The sequence below is a fragment of the Pseudomonas sp. SP16.1 genome (assembly GCF_052682975.1).
Genome location: NZ_JBQYFZ010000001.1, coordinates 1,729,027 through 1,743,849, shown reverse-complemented (window position 1 = coordinate 1,743,849; position 14,823 = coordinate 1,729,027). Strand labels below are relative to the sequence as shown.

The 14,823-nt window shown below is 63.9% G+C and carries 11 protein-coding genes; 8 read left to right on the top strand and 3 right to left on the bottom strand.

Annotation, left to right across the window (positions count from 1 at the left end; genetic code table 11):
* Nucleotides 1-36 precede the first annotated feature (36 nt).
* Nucleotides 37-810, top strand: coding sequence for a hydroxyacylglutathione hydrolase (gene gloB / locus ACUTAF_RS08480; RefSeq protein ID WP_445579563.1), 774 nt, complete (start codon nucleotides 37-39; stop codon nucleotides 808-810).
* A gap of 173 nt (nucleotides 811-983) precedes the next feature.
* Nucleotides 984-2,552, top strand: a complete 1,569-nt coding sequence (locus ACUTAF_RS08475) for a lytic transglycosylase domain-containing protein (RefSeq protein ID WP_445579562.1) — start codon at nucleotides 984-986, stop codon at nucleotides 2,550-2,552.
* Here the strand turns inward: ACUTAF_RS08475 and ACUTAF_RS08470 are convergent, their stop codons facing one another.
* Nucleotides 2,553-3,974, bottom strand: a complete 1,422-nt coding sequence (locus ACUTAF_RS08470) for an HDOD domain-containing protein (RefSeq protein ID WP_445579561.1) — start codon at nucleotides 3,972-3,974, stop codon at nucleotides 2,553-2,555. It lies immediately after the preceding gene.
* A gap of 168 nt (nucleotides 3,975-4,142) precedes the next feature.
* On the opposite strand from ACUTAF_RS08470, the gene ACUTAF_RS08465 reads away from it, so the two are divergent.
* The 6 genes from ACUTAF_RS08465 to fabI are packed head-to-tail and all read left to right on the top strand — an operon-like array spanning nucleotide 4,143 to nucleotide 12,363.
* Complete coding sequence (locus ACUTAF_RS08465; RefSeq protein ID WP_445579560.1) at nucleotides 4,143-5,972, top strand: extracellular solute-binding protein; 1,830 nt, start codon at nucleotides 4,143-4,145, stop codon at nucleotides 5,970-5,972.
* Nucleotides 5,969-7,816 carry an extracellular solute-binding protein gene (locus ACUTAF_RS08460; RefSeq protein ID WP_445579559.1) on the top strand — a complete coding sequence of 616 codons (1,848 nt, stop codon included), beginning with the start codon at nucleotides 5,969-5,971 and terminating at the stop codon, nucleotides 7,814-7,816. Before ACUTAF_RS08465 ends, ACUTAF_RS08460 begins: the two co-directional genes overlap by 4 nt.
* Before the next feature lies 1 nt (nucleotide 7,817).
* A complete protein-coding gene (locus tag ACUTAF_RS08455; protein ID WP_445579558.1) occupies nucleotides 7,818-8,903 on the top strand; it encodes a microcin C ABC transporter permease YejB in 1,086 nt (361 codons plus the stop codon).
* 2 nt (nucleotides 8,904-8,905) lie between these two features.
* Entirely contained in the window at nucleotides 8,906-9,925 is a 1,020-nt protein-coding gene (locus ACUTAF_RS08450) for an ABC transporter permease (RefSeq protein ID WP_445579557.1), read from the top strand.
* 1 nt (nucleotide 9,926) lies between these two features.
* The gene (locus ACUTAF_RS08445; protein ID WP_445579556.1) at nucleotides 9,927-11,540 is read left to right on the top strand and encodes an ABC transporter ATP-binding protein; all 1,614 of its coding nucleotides are present in this window, start codon (nucleotides 9,927-9,929) and stop codon (nucleotides 11,538-11,540) included.
* A gap of 28 nt (nucleotides 11,541-11,568) precedes the next feature.
* Nucleotides 11,569-12,363, top strand: coding sequence for an enoyl-ACP reductase FabI (fabI, locus tag ACUTAF_RS08440; protein ID WP_024308006.1), 795 nt, complete (start codon nucleotides 11,569-11,571; stop codon nucleotides 12,361-12,363).
* A gap of 104 nt (nucleotides 12,364-12,467) precedes the next feature.
* Here fabI and ACUTAF_RS08435 read toward each other — a convergent pair whose 3' ends face one another.
* Complete coding sequence (locus tag ACUTAF_RS08435; RefSeq protein ID WP_445579555.1) at nucleotides 12,468-14,315, bottom strand: SurA N-terminal domain-containing protein; 1,848 nt, start codon at nucleotides 14,313-14,315, stop codon at nucleotides 12,468-12,470.
* A 190-nt stretch (nucleotides 14,316-14,505) separates the two neighbouring features.
* Nucleotides 14,506-14,778 carry a nucleoid-associated protein HU-beta gene (hupB, locus tag ACUTAF_RS08430; RefSeq protein WP_003239952.1) on the bottom strand — a complete coding sequence of 91 codons (273 nt, stop codon included), beginning with the start codon at nucleotides 14,776-14,778 and terminating at the stop codon, nucleotides 14,506-14,508.
* Nucleotides 14,779-14,823 lie beyond the last annotated feature (45 nt).

Sequence of the window (14,823 nt, the reverse complement as noted above, 5' to 3'; positions counted from 1 at the left end):
TAAGATGCACCTTTATCGACAGCTTAGCGACCCGTAATGATTCGCATCGACGCCCTGCCCGCCTTCAACGACAACTACCTCTGGCTGCTGCAGGATGCGGCCAGCCAGCGCTGCGCCGTGGTCGACCCGGGCGATGCGGCACCGGTACAGGCCTGGCTGGCCTCACATCCGGGCTGGCAGCTCAGCGACATCCTGGTTACCCATCATCACTTCGACCACGTCGGCGGCATCGAGGCGCTCAAGACAGCCACCGGCGCGCGCGTGCTCGGCCCGGCAGACGAGAACATCCCGGGGCGGGACCTGGGACTGGGCGACGGCGACGGAATCGAAGTGCTCGGCCTGAAGTTCCGGGTGATTGCCGTGCCCGGCCATACCCTCGGCCATGTCGCCTACCATCAGGCAGAACAACACCTGCTGTTCTGCGGCGACACCCTGTTCGCCGGCGGTTGCGGGCGGCTATTCGAAGGCACGCCGCAGCAGATGCATCGCTCGCTCGGTCGCTTGGCGGCGCTGCCCGGAGACACCCTGGTCTACTGCACCCATGAATACACCCTGAGCAACCTGCGCTTCGCCCTGGCGGTGGAGCCGAACAATCCGCGGATCGCCGCGCGCCTGGCCGAAGTGAGCCGCTGGCGCGACGCCGGCCGCATCAGCCTGCCCACCAGCATCGACCTGGAACTGGCCAGCAACCCCTTCCTGCGTACCTCCGAGCCAGAGGTGATACGCAGCGCCGAACGACGCGACGGCCGGCAACACAGCGAGCCGAGCGAGGTATTCGCCAGCCTGCGCGCCTGGAAGGATCAATTCTAAACGTGCAACGGCTTCGCAAAAGATTGCCGGGAGCAATTTTTGACGTCGCTTGCGACGGCCAGACAGAGTGATCGACAGGGATGCCGGTCACAAAAGACTGGCGAAAACTTGACCAGTCCAGGCTCGATTCCTAGAATCGCCCGACCTTTTCGCCGGGAATGCCACCTCAACCAATGCCTTCATCACCACGCAAGCCCTTGAATTTAAAGGCATTGGCACAAAGCGCCCAGGCGCTCGTGGTGATGTGCTGCATGGCCCTGGCCGGCTGCCAGAGCCTGACCCAGCCCCCTTCCGAGGACAGCGCCGACACCTCGCGCGCCGTCGGGCTGGAGCGCGAGCCGGAATGGCTCAACACCCAGGTCAAGAGCCGCGAGTATCGCGATATCTGGGAACGCGTGCGCGATGGTTTCAAGCTACAGGATGAAATCGGCATCAACCCGCGCATCGAGCGCCTGCGCCTGTGGTACGCCAGCAACCCTCGCCACGTGGCCACCGTCAGCGAACGCAGTGCACCCTACATCCATTACATAGTCGAACGCCTGGCCGAACGCGACATGCCGATGGAATTGGCCCTACTACCGGTGATCGAGAGCGCCTACGATCCGCAGGCCTATTCCCCCGCCCATGCCGTGGGCCTGTGGCAGTTCATCCCCTCCACTGGTCGCCACTATAACCTGCGCCAGACCAGCTGGTACGACGGCCGCCGCGACGTCACCGCCTCGACCCAGGCCGCGCTCAACTATCTGAGCCGCCTGCACGAGATGTTCAACGGCGACTGGCTGCTCGCCCTGGCCGCCTACAACGCCGGCGAAGGCCGTATCAGCCGCGCCATCGAGCGCAACGAGCGACTCGGCCTGCCCAGCGACTACTGGAACCTGTCGCTGCCCAAGGAGACCGAAGACTACGTACCCAAGCTGCTGGCGCTTTCGCAGGTGATCCTCACCCCGGAGGCCTACGGCGTGACGCTGTCGCCGGTGGCCAACGAACCCTATTTCGAGCAGGTGGCGATCAAGCAGCACATGGATCTGGCGCGGGTAGCCAAGCTGGCCGAACTGGACGAAGAGGAACTGCTACTGCTCAACCCCGCCTACAAGCGCGGGGTCACCCTCGACGGCCCGCAGCACCTGCTGGTGCCGACGGACAAGGCGGAGATGCTCAGCGCCAACCTGGCCCTGATGAAACCGCAGGAGCTGGTCGCCTGGCAGAGCTACACCGTGCGCGCCGGCGACAGCCTGCATGCCATCGCCAACCGCCATCACCTGACGGTGAACACGCTCAAGGACGTCAACCGCCTCAGTGGCAACAACCTGCGTATCGGCCAGGTGCTGACGATTCCCGGCAAGCCCGGCGCGCAGCCGAGCGAACCGCTGTACCAGCGCAGCACGGCACAGGCGCCGGCGGCGCGCAGCTATCAGGTGAAAGACGGCGACAACCTGTGGCAGATCGCCCGCGCCCACCAGGTCTCGGTGCACGACCTGCAGCGCTGGAACAAGCTACGGGGCAACCAGTTGAAGGTCGGCCAGCGCCTCAGCCTGGCGCCTGCCGACACGGGCAACCAGGTCGCCAGCAACACGCGCAGCAGCACCTCGCGCGACAAGGCGACCTACTACCGGGTACAGAAAGGCGACTCGCTGTACGTCATCGCCAAGCGTTTCAAGATCGACCTCAAGCGCCTGCAGGCCTGGAACCCGCGCAGCAGCAGCCTGCGTCCGGGACAGATGCTGACCCTCTACCTGCCCTGATCAGCGCCGGCTCAAGGCCTCCAGGCAACGCCCGGTCAGCTGGGTAAAGCGCTGGAAGGCGACAAACTGCTCATGGCGCAACGCCCGCCCCGATAGTCGGCTATCGGCATACAGCACACCGATCTGCCGGGTCCCGGCGAGAATCGGCGCAATGAAGAACATGCCCGCCCCCAGGCTGCGCCGGATCGGCTGGGTGACCAGTTCGGCCAGGTTGTAGCTGGCCGGCACCCCCATCCAGATCGCCTCGCGATGACGCAGGGCGTAACTGAAAACATGGGGTTGCTCCACCGACTCGGTCGGCAGGACGAATTCCTTGAGCCACTGCTCGGTCTTGTCACCGATCACCCGCTTGGCCCGGAAACAACTCTGTCCGTCTGCCAGCACCGTCAGCATCACCCGCTCCAGCCCGGCTCCGTGGTGCAGGCCCTTGAGCAGGGTGTCGAGGATCAGCCCCAGGTCGCCGCGCTTGCTGACCATGAGGCCGAGGTCCTGCAGCGCCTGCTGCATCACCAGCAGGTCAGGCTGCAACAGGCGCGCCTTGCGCTCCTCCTGCTGCAGACGAATCTGCTCGGGGTCGGTGTTGGGGATCAATCGGCACAACTTGCTGGCGCCGAACGTCGACGCGACCTTGACCGCCTCGTCGGCGCTGGCCAGCACCTGTTGCAATGCCTCCTCGGGACTCAGATCGATGAAGGCGGCCATTTTCGTCAGCACCGCCTCCATTTCCGGTGACTCCCAGCCCTGCAGCGCCGCCTCGCTGATGCGCACGCCCAGTTGCACCGCGTAGGCTGCCGGGTCGTGCTGATTGTTGCCGGCGTGTGCCAGGCTCACGGTCTCGCCCAGATTCCAGCTTTTCACCAGGCCCTGGGTCAACTGGCGGAAACTGGTGCCGAGCACCTCGCGCACCGTCTCATCCACCTCAGCCCCGGGCTGGGCCAGGGCAACGGCCAATTCGTCGGCCTGTTCGCCACCGCAGCCCCAGAATGCCAGCTCGCCCAGGTGATGCAGCAACGCGGCAATAAAGACTTCCTCGGCATGCTTGGAGAGCACGTAGCCGGCGATGTTGCGCGCCTGCACGGCGGCATGGAAGGAGCGCGCGAGCAACTCCTGCAGCTGTTCGCGGGGCGCGCGGGTAAGCAGGCCGTCGATCAGGCTGACCGACAGGCCGATCAGACGCACGCTGTCGAAGCCGATCAGCACGATGGCCCGCGAGATGGTCTTGATGGTTTCCTGCGAGGGGTTGTAGTAGAAGCTATTGCCGACCCGCAGCACCTTGGAGGTCAGCGCCGCATCACGCAGCAGTACGTCGGCCAACTGCTGCACCGAGGCTGAATCCTGCTGCGCAAGGCGCTGTAGATCCTGCACCACGGCGGCCAGTGCGGGTAGTTCGGCTTGGTTCAGGCGATCGATCCACGACTGCAAACCATGGCTGCGTTCCAGCAAACTGATACCCTCTCGGTGTTTTTTCCAAGTGTATGCCAAAGTGCCGCCATTGCTTGCCAGGCACGGCACTCTTTTTCCTGTCCAGACAAGCTGTTACTGTACCGCCCCAGAAGCCCAAAAGCCGCCATGGATCGGATCTTTCGCCCGATGCGCCCCCTCCTCCCGCTGTTCCTCAGCCTGGTCTCGAGCTTTCCCGCCTCTGCGACCATCAGCGAAAGTCATGGTTACGCCCAGTTCGGGACGCTCAAGTACCCCGCCAGCTTCACGCACTTCGACTGGGTCAACCCCGACGCGCCCAAGCGCGGCACCCTGCGCGTCATGGCAACGGGCAGCTTCGACACCCTCAACCCTTACACCCTCAAAGGCAGCAGCCCGATCTCCACCGCGCATTTCTTGCAGTACGGAGTGAGCGAACTGAACGAGCCGCTGATGGTCGGCACCGGCGCGTACGATCCATCCGGCGACGAGCCGGCTTCCAGCTACGGGCTGATCGCCTCCAGCGTGGAATACAGCGAGGACCGCAGCTGGGTGGTATTCAACCTCCGCCCCGAGGCACGCTTTCACGACGACCAGCCGATAACCGCCTATGACGTGGCCTTTTCCTACCGTGTACTGTTGAACGAGGGACACCCCCAGTACCGCACCAACCTGCAGGAGGTGCAACGCGTCGACATTCTCGGCCGCCACCGCATCCGCTTCGTCTTCAAGCGCGCCGGCAATCCCTTGCTGATCCTGCGCCTGGGCGAGCTGCCTGTGCTGCCGCAGCATTACTGGAAGGACCGCGACTTCAAGACCACCACCTTCGAACCACCGCTGGGCAGCGGACCCTATCGCATAGCCCAGGTGGTGCCGGGCCGGCGCCTGGTGTTCCAGCGCGTCAAGAACTGGTGGGGCAAGGATCTGCCGGTCAATCGCGGCAAGTACAACTTCGACCGCGTCGAGGTGGAGTTCTACCGCGACAACCATGTGGCCTTCGAAGCCTTCAAGGCCGGAGAATTCGATTTCTATATCGAGAACCAGGCGAAGAACTGGGCCAACGGCTATCGTTTCCCGGCCGTCGAGCGCGGAGAAGTGGTCCGCGCCGAGATCGCGCACCAGATCCCGACCCAGACCCAGGCGCTGTTCATGAACACGCGCCGCGGGTTGTTCGGCGAGCGCAAGGTGCGCGAAGCGCTGGGGCTGATGTTCGACTTCGAGTGGACCAACCGCACCCTGTTCAACAATTCCTACGTGCGCGCCGCCAGCTATTACCCCAACAGCGAGTTCTCCGCCACCGGCAAGCCGGAAGGCGCCGAGTGGCTGCTGCTGTCGCCGCACCGCGACAAACTGCCCGCGCGGCTGTTCACCGAGCCGCCCACCCAACCGGTAACCGACGGTCGCGGCATCCCCAGGGAAACCTTGCGCCGCGCACTGGGTCTATTGGCCGATGCTGGCTGGAAGCCTGTCGGCCAGGAACTGCGCAACAGCCGCGGCGAACCTTTCGAGTTCGAGATCATGCTGGTCAACCCCAGCCTCGAGCGCATCCTCCAGCCCTACACCGCCAACCTGGCCAGTATCGGCATCCGTGCCAACCTGCGTACCGTCGATCGCGCCCAGTACAAGCAACGCCTCGACCAGTTCGACTACGACATGATTCTTCTCACTCTGCCGCAAACCTTGAGCCCCGGCCTGGAGCAGTCGCTGTACTTCCATTCCAGCCAGGTCGGCCTCAGGGGCGGCAAGAACTACGCCGGGGTCGCCCACCCGGTGGTCGACGAGATGATCGACAAGCTGCTGTCGGCACAGACCCGCGACGAGCAGGTGGCCGCCACCCGCGCACTGGATCGGGTCTTGCTTTGGCAGCACTACAGCATCCCCAACTGGTACATCAATTATCACCGCCTGGCTTACCGCAACCGGTTCGCCTTCGTCACCACGCCGCCCTATACCCTGGGCCTGCGCACCTGGTGGCTGAAGCCCACGGAGAACGCTCGATGACCCACCCGCTGCGCAGTTTCCTGCTTCACGGTAGCAGCCTCATCCTGCTCGGCCTCGCCGGCCTCGCCCTCGCCACCCCCAAGCATGCGGCCACCCTCTACGACGAAGCCCCCAAGTACCCGCAAGGCTTCCAGCACTTCGATTACGCCAACCCCGACGCTCCCAAGGGCGGCCTGTTTCGCCAGGCCGGCTTCGGCGGCTTCGACAGTCTCAACCCTTTCATCAACAAGGGCGTCGCCGCCGACGACCTGAGCCTGATCTATGACACCCTCACCGTGCAGAGCCTGGACGAGCCGTTCAGCGCCTACGGCCTGGTTGCCGAGAGGATCGAAAAAGCCCCGGACAACGCCTGGGTGCGCTTCTACCTGCGCAAGGAGGCGCGCTTTCACGACGGCACGCCGATCACCGCCGAGGACGTCAAGTTCACCTTCGACACCCTGATGGAAAAAGGCGCGCCCATGTACCGCGGCTACTATGCCGACGTCGAGCGGGTCGAGGTGGAAACGCCCCACCAGACGCGCTTCGTGTTCAGGCACGCCGGCAACCGCGAGTTGCCGCTGATCGTCGGCCAGCTGCCGGTGCTGCCCAAGCACTGGTGGGCCGAGCGCGACTTCAGCAAGGGCAACCTGGAGATTCCCCTCGGTAGCGGCCCCTACAAGATCGGTCGAGTGCAGGCCGGGCGCAGCATCCGCTACGACCGGGTCGAAGACTGGTGGGCCAAAGACCTGCCGGTGAGCCGCGGCCTCTACAACTTCGACCAGATGCAGATCGACTACTACCGCGACAATACCGTGGCGCTGGAGGCGCTCAAGGCCGGACAGTTCGACTACTGGCTGGAGACCAGCGCGAAAAACTGGGCCACCGCCTACGACGTGCCTGCCGTGACCAACGGCCAGCTGGTCAAGGAGGAGATCCAGAACCGCAACCCCACCGGCATGCAGGGCTTCATCTTCAATACCCGCCGCCCGCTGTTCCAGGATCGTCGCGTGCGCGAGGCCCTTGGCCAGCTGTTCGACTTCGAATGGGCCAACAAGCGCCTGTTCAACGGCGCCTACACCCGCACCCGCAGCTACTTCGACAACTCCGAACTGGGTTCCAGCGGTCTGCCGAGCGAGGAAGAGATGGCCATTCTCGAACCGCTACGCGGCCAGATCCCCACCGAGGTTTTCAGCGAGGAATACCGCGTCCCGGTGACCGACGGCAGCGGCATCATCCGCGAGCAGCAGCGCCGCGCCTATCAGTTGCTGCAACAGGCCGGCTGGCGCATCGACGGCGACCGCATGCTCGATGCCGACGGTCAGCCGGTCAGCTTCGAGTTCCTCCTCGCGCAGACCGAGTTCGAGCGTGTCCTGTTGCCGTTCAAGCGTAACCTGGCCGATCTGGGCATCGCCCTGGAGATCCGCCGGGTGGACGTCTCGCAGTACATCAACCGCCTGCGCTCACGCGACTTCGACATGATCGTCGGCGGCTTCGGCCAATCCAACTCGCCGGGCAATGAGCAGCGCGAGTACTGGCACTCCTCCAGTGCCGACAACCCCGGCAGCCGCAACTTCATCGGTCTCAAGGACCCGGCCATCGACCAGATCGTCGAGGGCCTGATCAACGCCGACTCGCGCCAGAGCCTGGTCGCCCATACTCGCGCCCTCGACCGCGTGCTGCTGTGGGGTCACTACGTGATCCCCAACTGGCATATCAAGACCTGGCGCGTGGCCTACTGGAACCGCTTCGAGCATCCCGAGGTGACACCGCTGTATGACATCGGCCTGCACACCTGGTGGGTGCGACCAGGCCTGGAGCAACCGAGCGAGGCGCAGCAGCAATCCGCCGACCAGGCGGAGCAATAAGATGCTGGCCTATATCCTTCGCCGCCTGTTGCTGATCATTCCCACCCTGTTCGGCATCCTGGTCATCAACTTTCTCATCATCCAGGCTGCGCCGGGCGGCCCGGTCGAGCAGATGATCGCCAAGCTGGAAGGCTTCGACGCGGCCACCGGTGGCGCGACCGGTCGAATTTCCGGCGGCGGCGCCGAGGTCTCCGTGGCCGGCTCCAACTACCGGGGCGCCCAGGGCCTGGACCCGCAGCTGATCGCCGAGATCGAGAAGATGTACGGCTTCGACAAGTCGGCCCCGGAACGCTTCTGGATCATGCTCAACAACTATTTGCGCCTGGACTTCGGCGAGAGCTTCTTTCGCGACGCCAAGGTCATCGACCTGATCATCGAGAAGATGCCGGTGTCGATCTCCCTCGGCCTGTGGAGCACCCTGATCATGTACCTGGTGTCCATCCCCCTGGGGATCGCCAAGGCCACCCGCCACGGCAGCGCCTTCGACGTCTGGACCAGCTCGGCGATCATTGTCGGCTATGCCATCCCGGCCTTCCTCTTCGCCATCCTGCTGATCGTACTGTTCGCCGGCGGCAGCTACTTCGACTGGTTCCCGCTGCGCGGCCTGACTTCGAACGACTTCGACGAACTCAGCCTCGGCGGCAAGATTCTCGACTATTTCTGGCATCTGGTGCTGCCGGTGACCGCCCTGGTCATCGGCAACTTCGCCACCCTGACCCTGCTGACCAAGAACAGCTTCCTCGACGAGATCAACAAGCAGTACGTGGTCACCGCTCGCGCCAAGGGCCTGACCAACAATCGCGTGCTCTACGGCCACGTATTTCGCAACGCCATGCTGCTGATCATCGCCGGCTTTCCCGCCGCCTTCATCGGCATCTTCTTCACCGGCTCCCTGCTGATCGAGGTGATCTTCTCCCTCGACGGCCTCGGCCTGATGAGCTTCGAGGCGGCGATCAACCGCGACTACCCGGTGGTATTCGGCACCCTGTTCATCTTCACCTTGCTGGGACTGATCGTGAAACTGATCGGTGACATCACCTACACCCTGGTCGATCCGCGCATCGACTTCGAAAGCCGGGAGGGCTGAACATGAAGCTTTCCCCGCTCAATCAGCGCCGTTTCGAGCGCTTCAAGGCGCACAGGCGCGGCTGGTGGTCGCTGTGGCTGTTCCTCGTGCTGTTCGGCCTGAGCCTGGGCGCCGAGCTGATCGCCAACGACAAGCCGCTGGCGGTGCGCTACGACGGCCAGTGGTACTTCCCGGTACTCAAGCGTTATCCGGAGACGGTGTTCGGCGGCGAATTCCCGCTGCAGGCCAACTACAAGAGCCCCTATATCCAGGAGTTGATCGCCGAGAAGGACGGCTGGATGCTCTGGCCGCCGATTCCCTTCAGCTATTCGAGCATCAACTACGACCTGGAGGTACCCGCCCCCGCCCCGCCCTCGGCGCAGAACTGGCTGGGCACCGACGATCAGGGCCGCGACGTGCTGGCGCGGGTGATCTACGGTTTCCGCATCTCGGTGCTATTCGCCCTGATCCTGACCCTGGCCAGCTCGCTGATCGGTGTGATCGCCGGTGCCCTGCAGGGCTTCTACGGCGGCTGGGTCGATCTGCTCGGCCAGCGCTTCCTGGAGATCTGGTCGGGCCTGCCGGTGCTCTACCTGCTGATCATCCTCGCCAGTTTCGTCCAGCCGAACTTCTGGTGGCTGCTGGGCATCATGCTGCTGTTCTCCTGGATGAGCCTGGTAGACGTGGTGCGCGCCGAGTTCCTGCGCGGGCGCAACCTCGAGTACGTGCGCGCCGCGCGCGCCCTGGGCATGGAGAACGGCGCCATCATGTTCCGCCACATCCTGCCCAACGCCATGGTCTCGACCATGACCTTCATGCCCTTCATCCTCACCGGCGCCATCGGTACCCTAACGGCTCTGGATTTCCTCGGCTTCGGCCTGCCACCCGGCGCACCGTCGCTGGGCGAACTGGTCGCCCAGGGCAAGAGCAACCTACAGGCGCCCTGGCTGGGCATCAGCGCCTTCGCCGTACTGGCGATCATGCTGAGCCTGCTGGTGTTCATCGGCGAAGCCGCCCGCGACGCCTTCGACCCGAGGAAATGACATGAGCCAGCACGAAACCCTGCTGCAAGTACGCGACCTGGCCGTCGAATTCGTCATGGGCGAGCAGTGCCAACGTGTGGTCGAAGGGGTCAGCTTCGACATCCGCAAGGGCGAGACCCTGGCCCTGGTCGGCGAGAGCGGCTCGGGCAAGTCGGTCACCGCGCACTCGATCCTGCGCCTGCTGCCCTACCCGCTGGCACGCCATCCGGCCGGTAGCATCGAGTACGCCGGCGAAGACCTGCTCAAGCTCGGCGAAGGCCGCCTGCGCGGCATCCGCGGCAACCGCATCGCCATGGTCTTTCAGGAGCCGATGACCTCGCTCAACCCGCTGCACAGCATCGAGAAGCAGATCAACGAGGTGCTCGCCCTGCACAAGGGCCTGCGCGGCAAGGCCGCCAGCGCCCGCACCCTCGAGCTGCTGGAGCTGGTCGGCATCCCCGAGCCGAAGAAGCGCCTGAAGGCCTATCCGCACGAACTGTCCGGCGGCCAACGCCAGCGGGTGATGATCGCCATGGCGCTGGCCAACGAGCCCGAACTGCTGATCGCCGACGAGCCGACCACCGCGCTGGACGTCACCGTGCAGCTGAAAATCCTGGAATTGCTCAAGGATCTGCAGGCGCGCCTGGGCATGTCGCTGCTGCTGATCAGCCACGATCTCAACCTGGTGCGCAGAATTGCCCATCGCGTATGTGTCATGCAGCGCGGTCGCATCGTCGAACAGGCGTCGTGTGAACAATTGTTCCAGGCGCCGCAGCATCCTTATACCCAGGAACTGCTCGGCGCCGAACCCAGCGGCGAGCCGGCGGCCAACCCCGTGGGCGAGCCGCTGCTGGAAGTGGACGACCTGCGCGTATGGTTCCCGATCAAGAAGGGCCTGCTGCGCCGGACGGTGGATCATGTCAAGGCGGTGGACGGCATCAACTTCAGCCTGCCCCAGGGCCAGACCCTGGGGATCGTGGGCGAAAGCGGTTCCGGCAAATCCACCCTCGGCATGGCCATCCTGCGACTGCTCGCCAGCCGCGGTGATATCCGCTTCCAGGGCCAGCAGCTGCAGGGCCTGAGCCAGCATGCAGTACGCCCGCTAAGGCGGCAGATGCAGGTGGTGTTCCAGGACCCCTTCGGCAGCCTCAGCCCGCGCATGTCGGTGGGCCAGATCGTCGGCGAGGGCCTGCGCATTCACCGCATGGGCAACGAGGCGGAGCAGGAACAAGCGATCATCGACGCGCTTTTGGAGGTAGGGCTGGATCCGCAGACGCGGCACCGCTACCCCCACGAGTTTTCCGGCGGGCAACGGCAGCGGATTGCCATTGCCCGGGCACTGGTGTTGAAACCGGCGCTGATCCTGCTGGACGAGCCCACCTCGGCGCTCGACCGCACGGTACAGCGTCAGGTGGTGGAGCTGTTGCGCGGCTTGCAGGCCAAGTACAACCTGACCTATCTGTTTATCAGCCATGACCTGGCGGTAGTCAGAGCGCTGAGCCACCAACTGATGGTGGTCAAGCAGGGCCAGGTGGTCGAACAGGGGTCTGCCGAGACGATCTTCGGCGCACCGCAGCACCCTTATACGCAGCAGCTGCTGGAAGCCGCCTTCATGGCTCCCACGGCTGCGCACTGATCCTTGAAACAGGAAGAGGAATAGCACAATGGGTTTTCTAACCGGTAAGCGCGTACTCATCGTTGGCGTCGCCAGCAAACTGTCCATCGCCTCGGGTATCGCCGCCGCCATGCACCGCGAAGGTGCCGAGCTGGCTTTCACCTACCAGAACGAGAAGCTCAAGGGCCGTGTCGAAGAATTCGCCGCCGGCTGGGGCTCCAGCGCCGACCTGTGCTTCCCCTGCGACGTTGCCAGCGACGAGGAAATCGCCGCCGTATTCGAGGCGCTGAGCAAGAAGTGGGACGGCCTGGACTGCATCGTCCACTCGGTCGGCTTCGCCCCCGGCGATCAGCTCAACGGCGACTTCACCGAAGTGACCACCCGTGAAGGCTTCAAGATCGCCCACGACATCAGTGCCTACAGCTTCGTCGCCCTGGCCAAGGCCGGCCGCGAGATGATGAAAGGCCGCAACGGCAGCCTGCTGACCCTCTCCTACCTGGGCGCCGAGCGCACCATGCCCAACTACAACGTGATGGGCATGGCCAAGGCCAGCCTGGAAGCCGGTGTCCGCTACCTGGCCGGCAGCCTCGGCCCGGAGGGCACCCGCGTCAACGCCATCTCCGCCGGCCCGATCCGTACCCTGGCCGCCAGCGGCATCGCCAGCTTCCGCAAGATGCTGGCCGCCAACGAGAAGCAGACCCCGCTGCGCCGCAACGTCACCATCGAGGAAGTCGGCAACGCCGGCGCCTTCCTCTGCTCCGACCTGGCCTCGGGCATCAGCGGCGAGATCATGTACGTCGACGGCGGTTTCAACACCACTGCCATGGGCGCCATGGAAGACTGATCGAACAACTGCCGGCATGGAAGATTGCCGGCAGCAGCAGTCAGGAATGGCAGGCAATAAAAAACCCGCACCAGATGCGGGTTTTTTATTGCGAGAGAACCGACTTAGAAACGCTCGATATCGGCCCTGGCTTCGAGCTGCTTGCGATAGGCGGCGAAGTCCTGCTGACCGGCACGCGAGGCCAGGAAGTTACGGTACATGCCCAGCTCCTCCTCGCTCAACGCCTGCTCCGGTACATTCACACCGTCCAGACGCAGCAGCACGTAATCACCATTGTTCAGCGTCACGCCGGCAAAAGTCGGCGTTCCGCCAGCAGCCGGCTTGGGCATACGGAACAGCGCTTGTAGCACCTTGGGCTCGACACCCTCTTGGCTGCGGGTTGCCGCTTCCTGAACCTGCCAACTCTCGCTGTCGTTCTCGCCGGCTTGCGCCGCCGCCAGCAGCTTCTCGCCCTCGGCCTTGGCCGCTGCGCTTGCGCGCTCCTGCAGCAAGTGGCTGCGGATACTGTCGGCGACCTGCTCCAACGGCAGTTGCTCGGGCTTCTTGTGCTCTTTCACCCGCACCACGACCGTCGTGCTCGGGTCCAGCTCGATGGTGGAGCTGTTGTTGCCGTCCTCCAGCACTTCCGGACTGAACGCCGCCTGCAGCACCTGCCGGTTGGCAGTCACGCCAGTGGCGCCGCCTTCGCGGCCGACCGCCTCGCTGACCTTGACCTCCAGACCCAGCTCCTGCGCCGGCTGCACCAGATCGGACGCCTCGAACGCCGCATCCTCCAGCTGCTTGGTGGCCTCGACGAAACGCTGCTCGACCTGCTGCGCCTTGTACTCTCGCGCCAGCTTTTCCTTCAGACTGTCGAAACTCGGCACCTCGGGCGCCTGCACGCCGAGCAATTTGATCAGGTGCCAGCCGAACTCGCTCTGTACCGGCTCGGAAACCTGGCCCTGCTGCAGCGCGTAAAGCGCTTCTTCGAAGGCGGGATCATACACACCACGACCGGCATAACCCAGATCGCCGCCATCGGTAGCGGAGCCCGGATCCTGGGAGAACTCCTTGGCCAACGCGGCAAAGTCCTCGCCTGCCTCCACACGCGTCTTGATCTCCTCGAGCTTGGTCCGCGCCGCCTGATCATCGCCTTCGATCAGGATATGAGCGGCCTGACGCTGTTCGGCGAGGTTGGCGATTTCGTTCTGATACAGCGGCTGCAGATCATCGTCGCTGACTTCGACCTGATCGAAGAAATCGTCCTTGTTCACTTCGACATATTCGAGCACCACTTGCTCGGGGCTCATGAACTCGCTGTTATGTTCGTCGTAATACGCCTGCACGTCGGCGTCGCTCAACTCGATGGAGGCAGTATCGGCCTTGATCGTCAGGCTGGCGAAATCGCGGGTCTGCCGCTCCAGGCCTGCGAACGCGCGCGCCTCCTGCTCGGTGACGAAGCTGCTGGCGCCGAGACCGGCACGCAGCTGTCCGATCAGCATTTCCTCTTCCAGCATCTGGCGGAACTGCAGACGGCCATAGCCCATCTGACGAATCACCTGATCGAAACGCGCGGCGTCGAAACGGCCATCGGCCTGGAACTCAGGGGTTTGCAGAATGACCTGATCGAGCGCCGCCTGCGAGAAGGCGAAATCGGCCTCGCCGGCACCCTGCAGCAGCAGCTTGCGATCGATGAGCCCCTTCAGAGCAGACTCGCGCAGCAGGCGCTCGTCGAGCAGCGAGGCATCAAAGTCGCGACCCAGTTGCTGCAACAGCTGCCGGCGCTGCATTTCCACGGCCTGACTCAGTTCGTTGAGCGTGACCTTTTCGCCATTGACGTCGGCCGCGTTCTGGCTATTGCTGGTACCGGTGAGGATGGCCTCGAAGCCGGTAAAGGCCAGCAGCAGAACGATGAGGCCGATGATGGTTTTGGCAATCCACCCGCGTGAATTGTCCCTGATGTTTTGCAGCATGCTTCCCCCAGAACGACCGCAATTACGGGCGACCGCGCAGTATGGGTGATGTCCGGATAGAAGAAAGGCGCATCCTGGGATGCGCCTTCTCGTAACGTGCGAAGCGGCTGATGCCGGCGATTGCCCATCTCGCCACTTCACGGCCACCGCAGAATGTTTCCACGGCGACAGGGCAAAGCCCCGAAGACGCTTAGTTGACGGCGTCTTTCAGCGCTTTACCGGCCTTGAAGCCCGGGATCTTGGCAGCAGCGATGCTGATCGGCTTGCCGGTCTGCGGGTTGCGGCCAGTGCGAGCAGCGCGCTCTTTGACAGCGAAGGTACCGAAACCAACCAGTACAACGGAATCACCAGCCTTCAGAGCGCCAGTGACGGATTCAATCACTGCATCCAGCGCGCGGCCAGCAACAGCTTTCGGGATATCAGCAGATGCGGCGATGGCATCGATCAGTTCCGACTTGTTCACTCTAAGTCCCCTTATTTCTGTTGAGTTTGTTTCTTGATTTTAGTG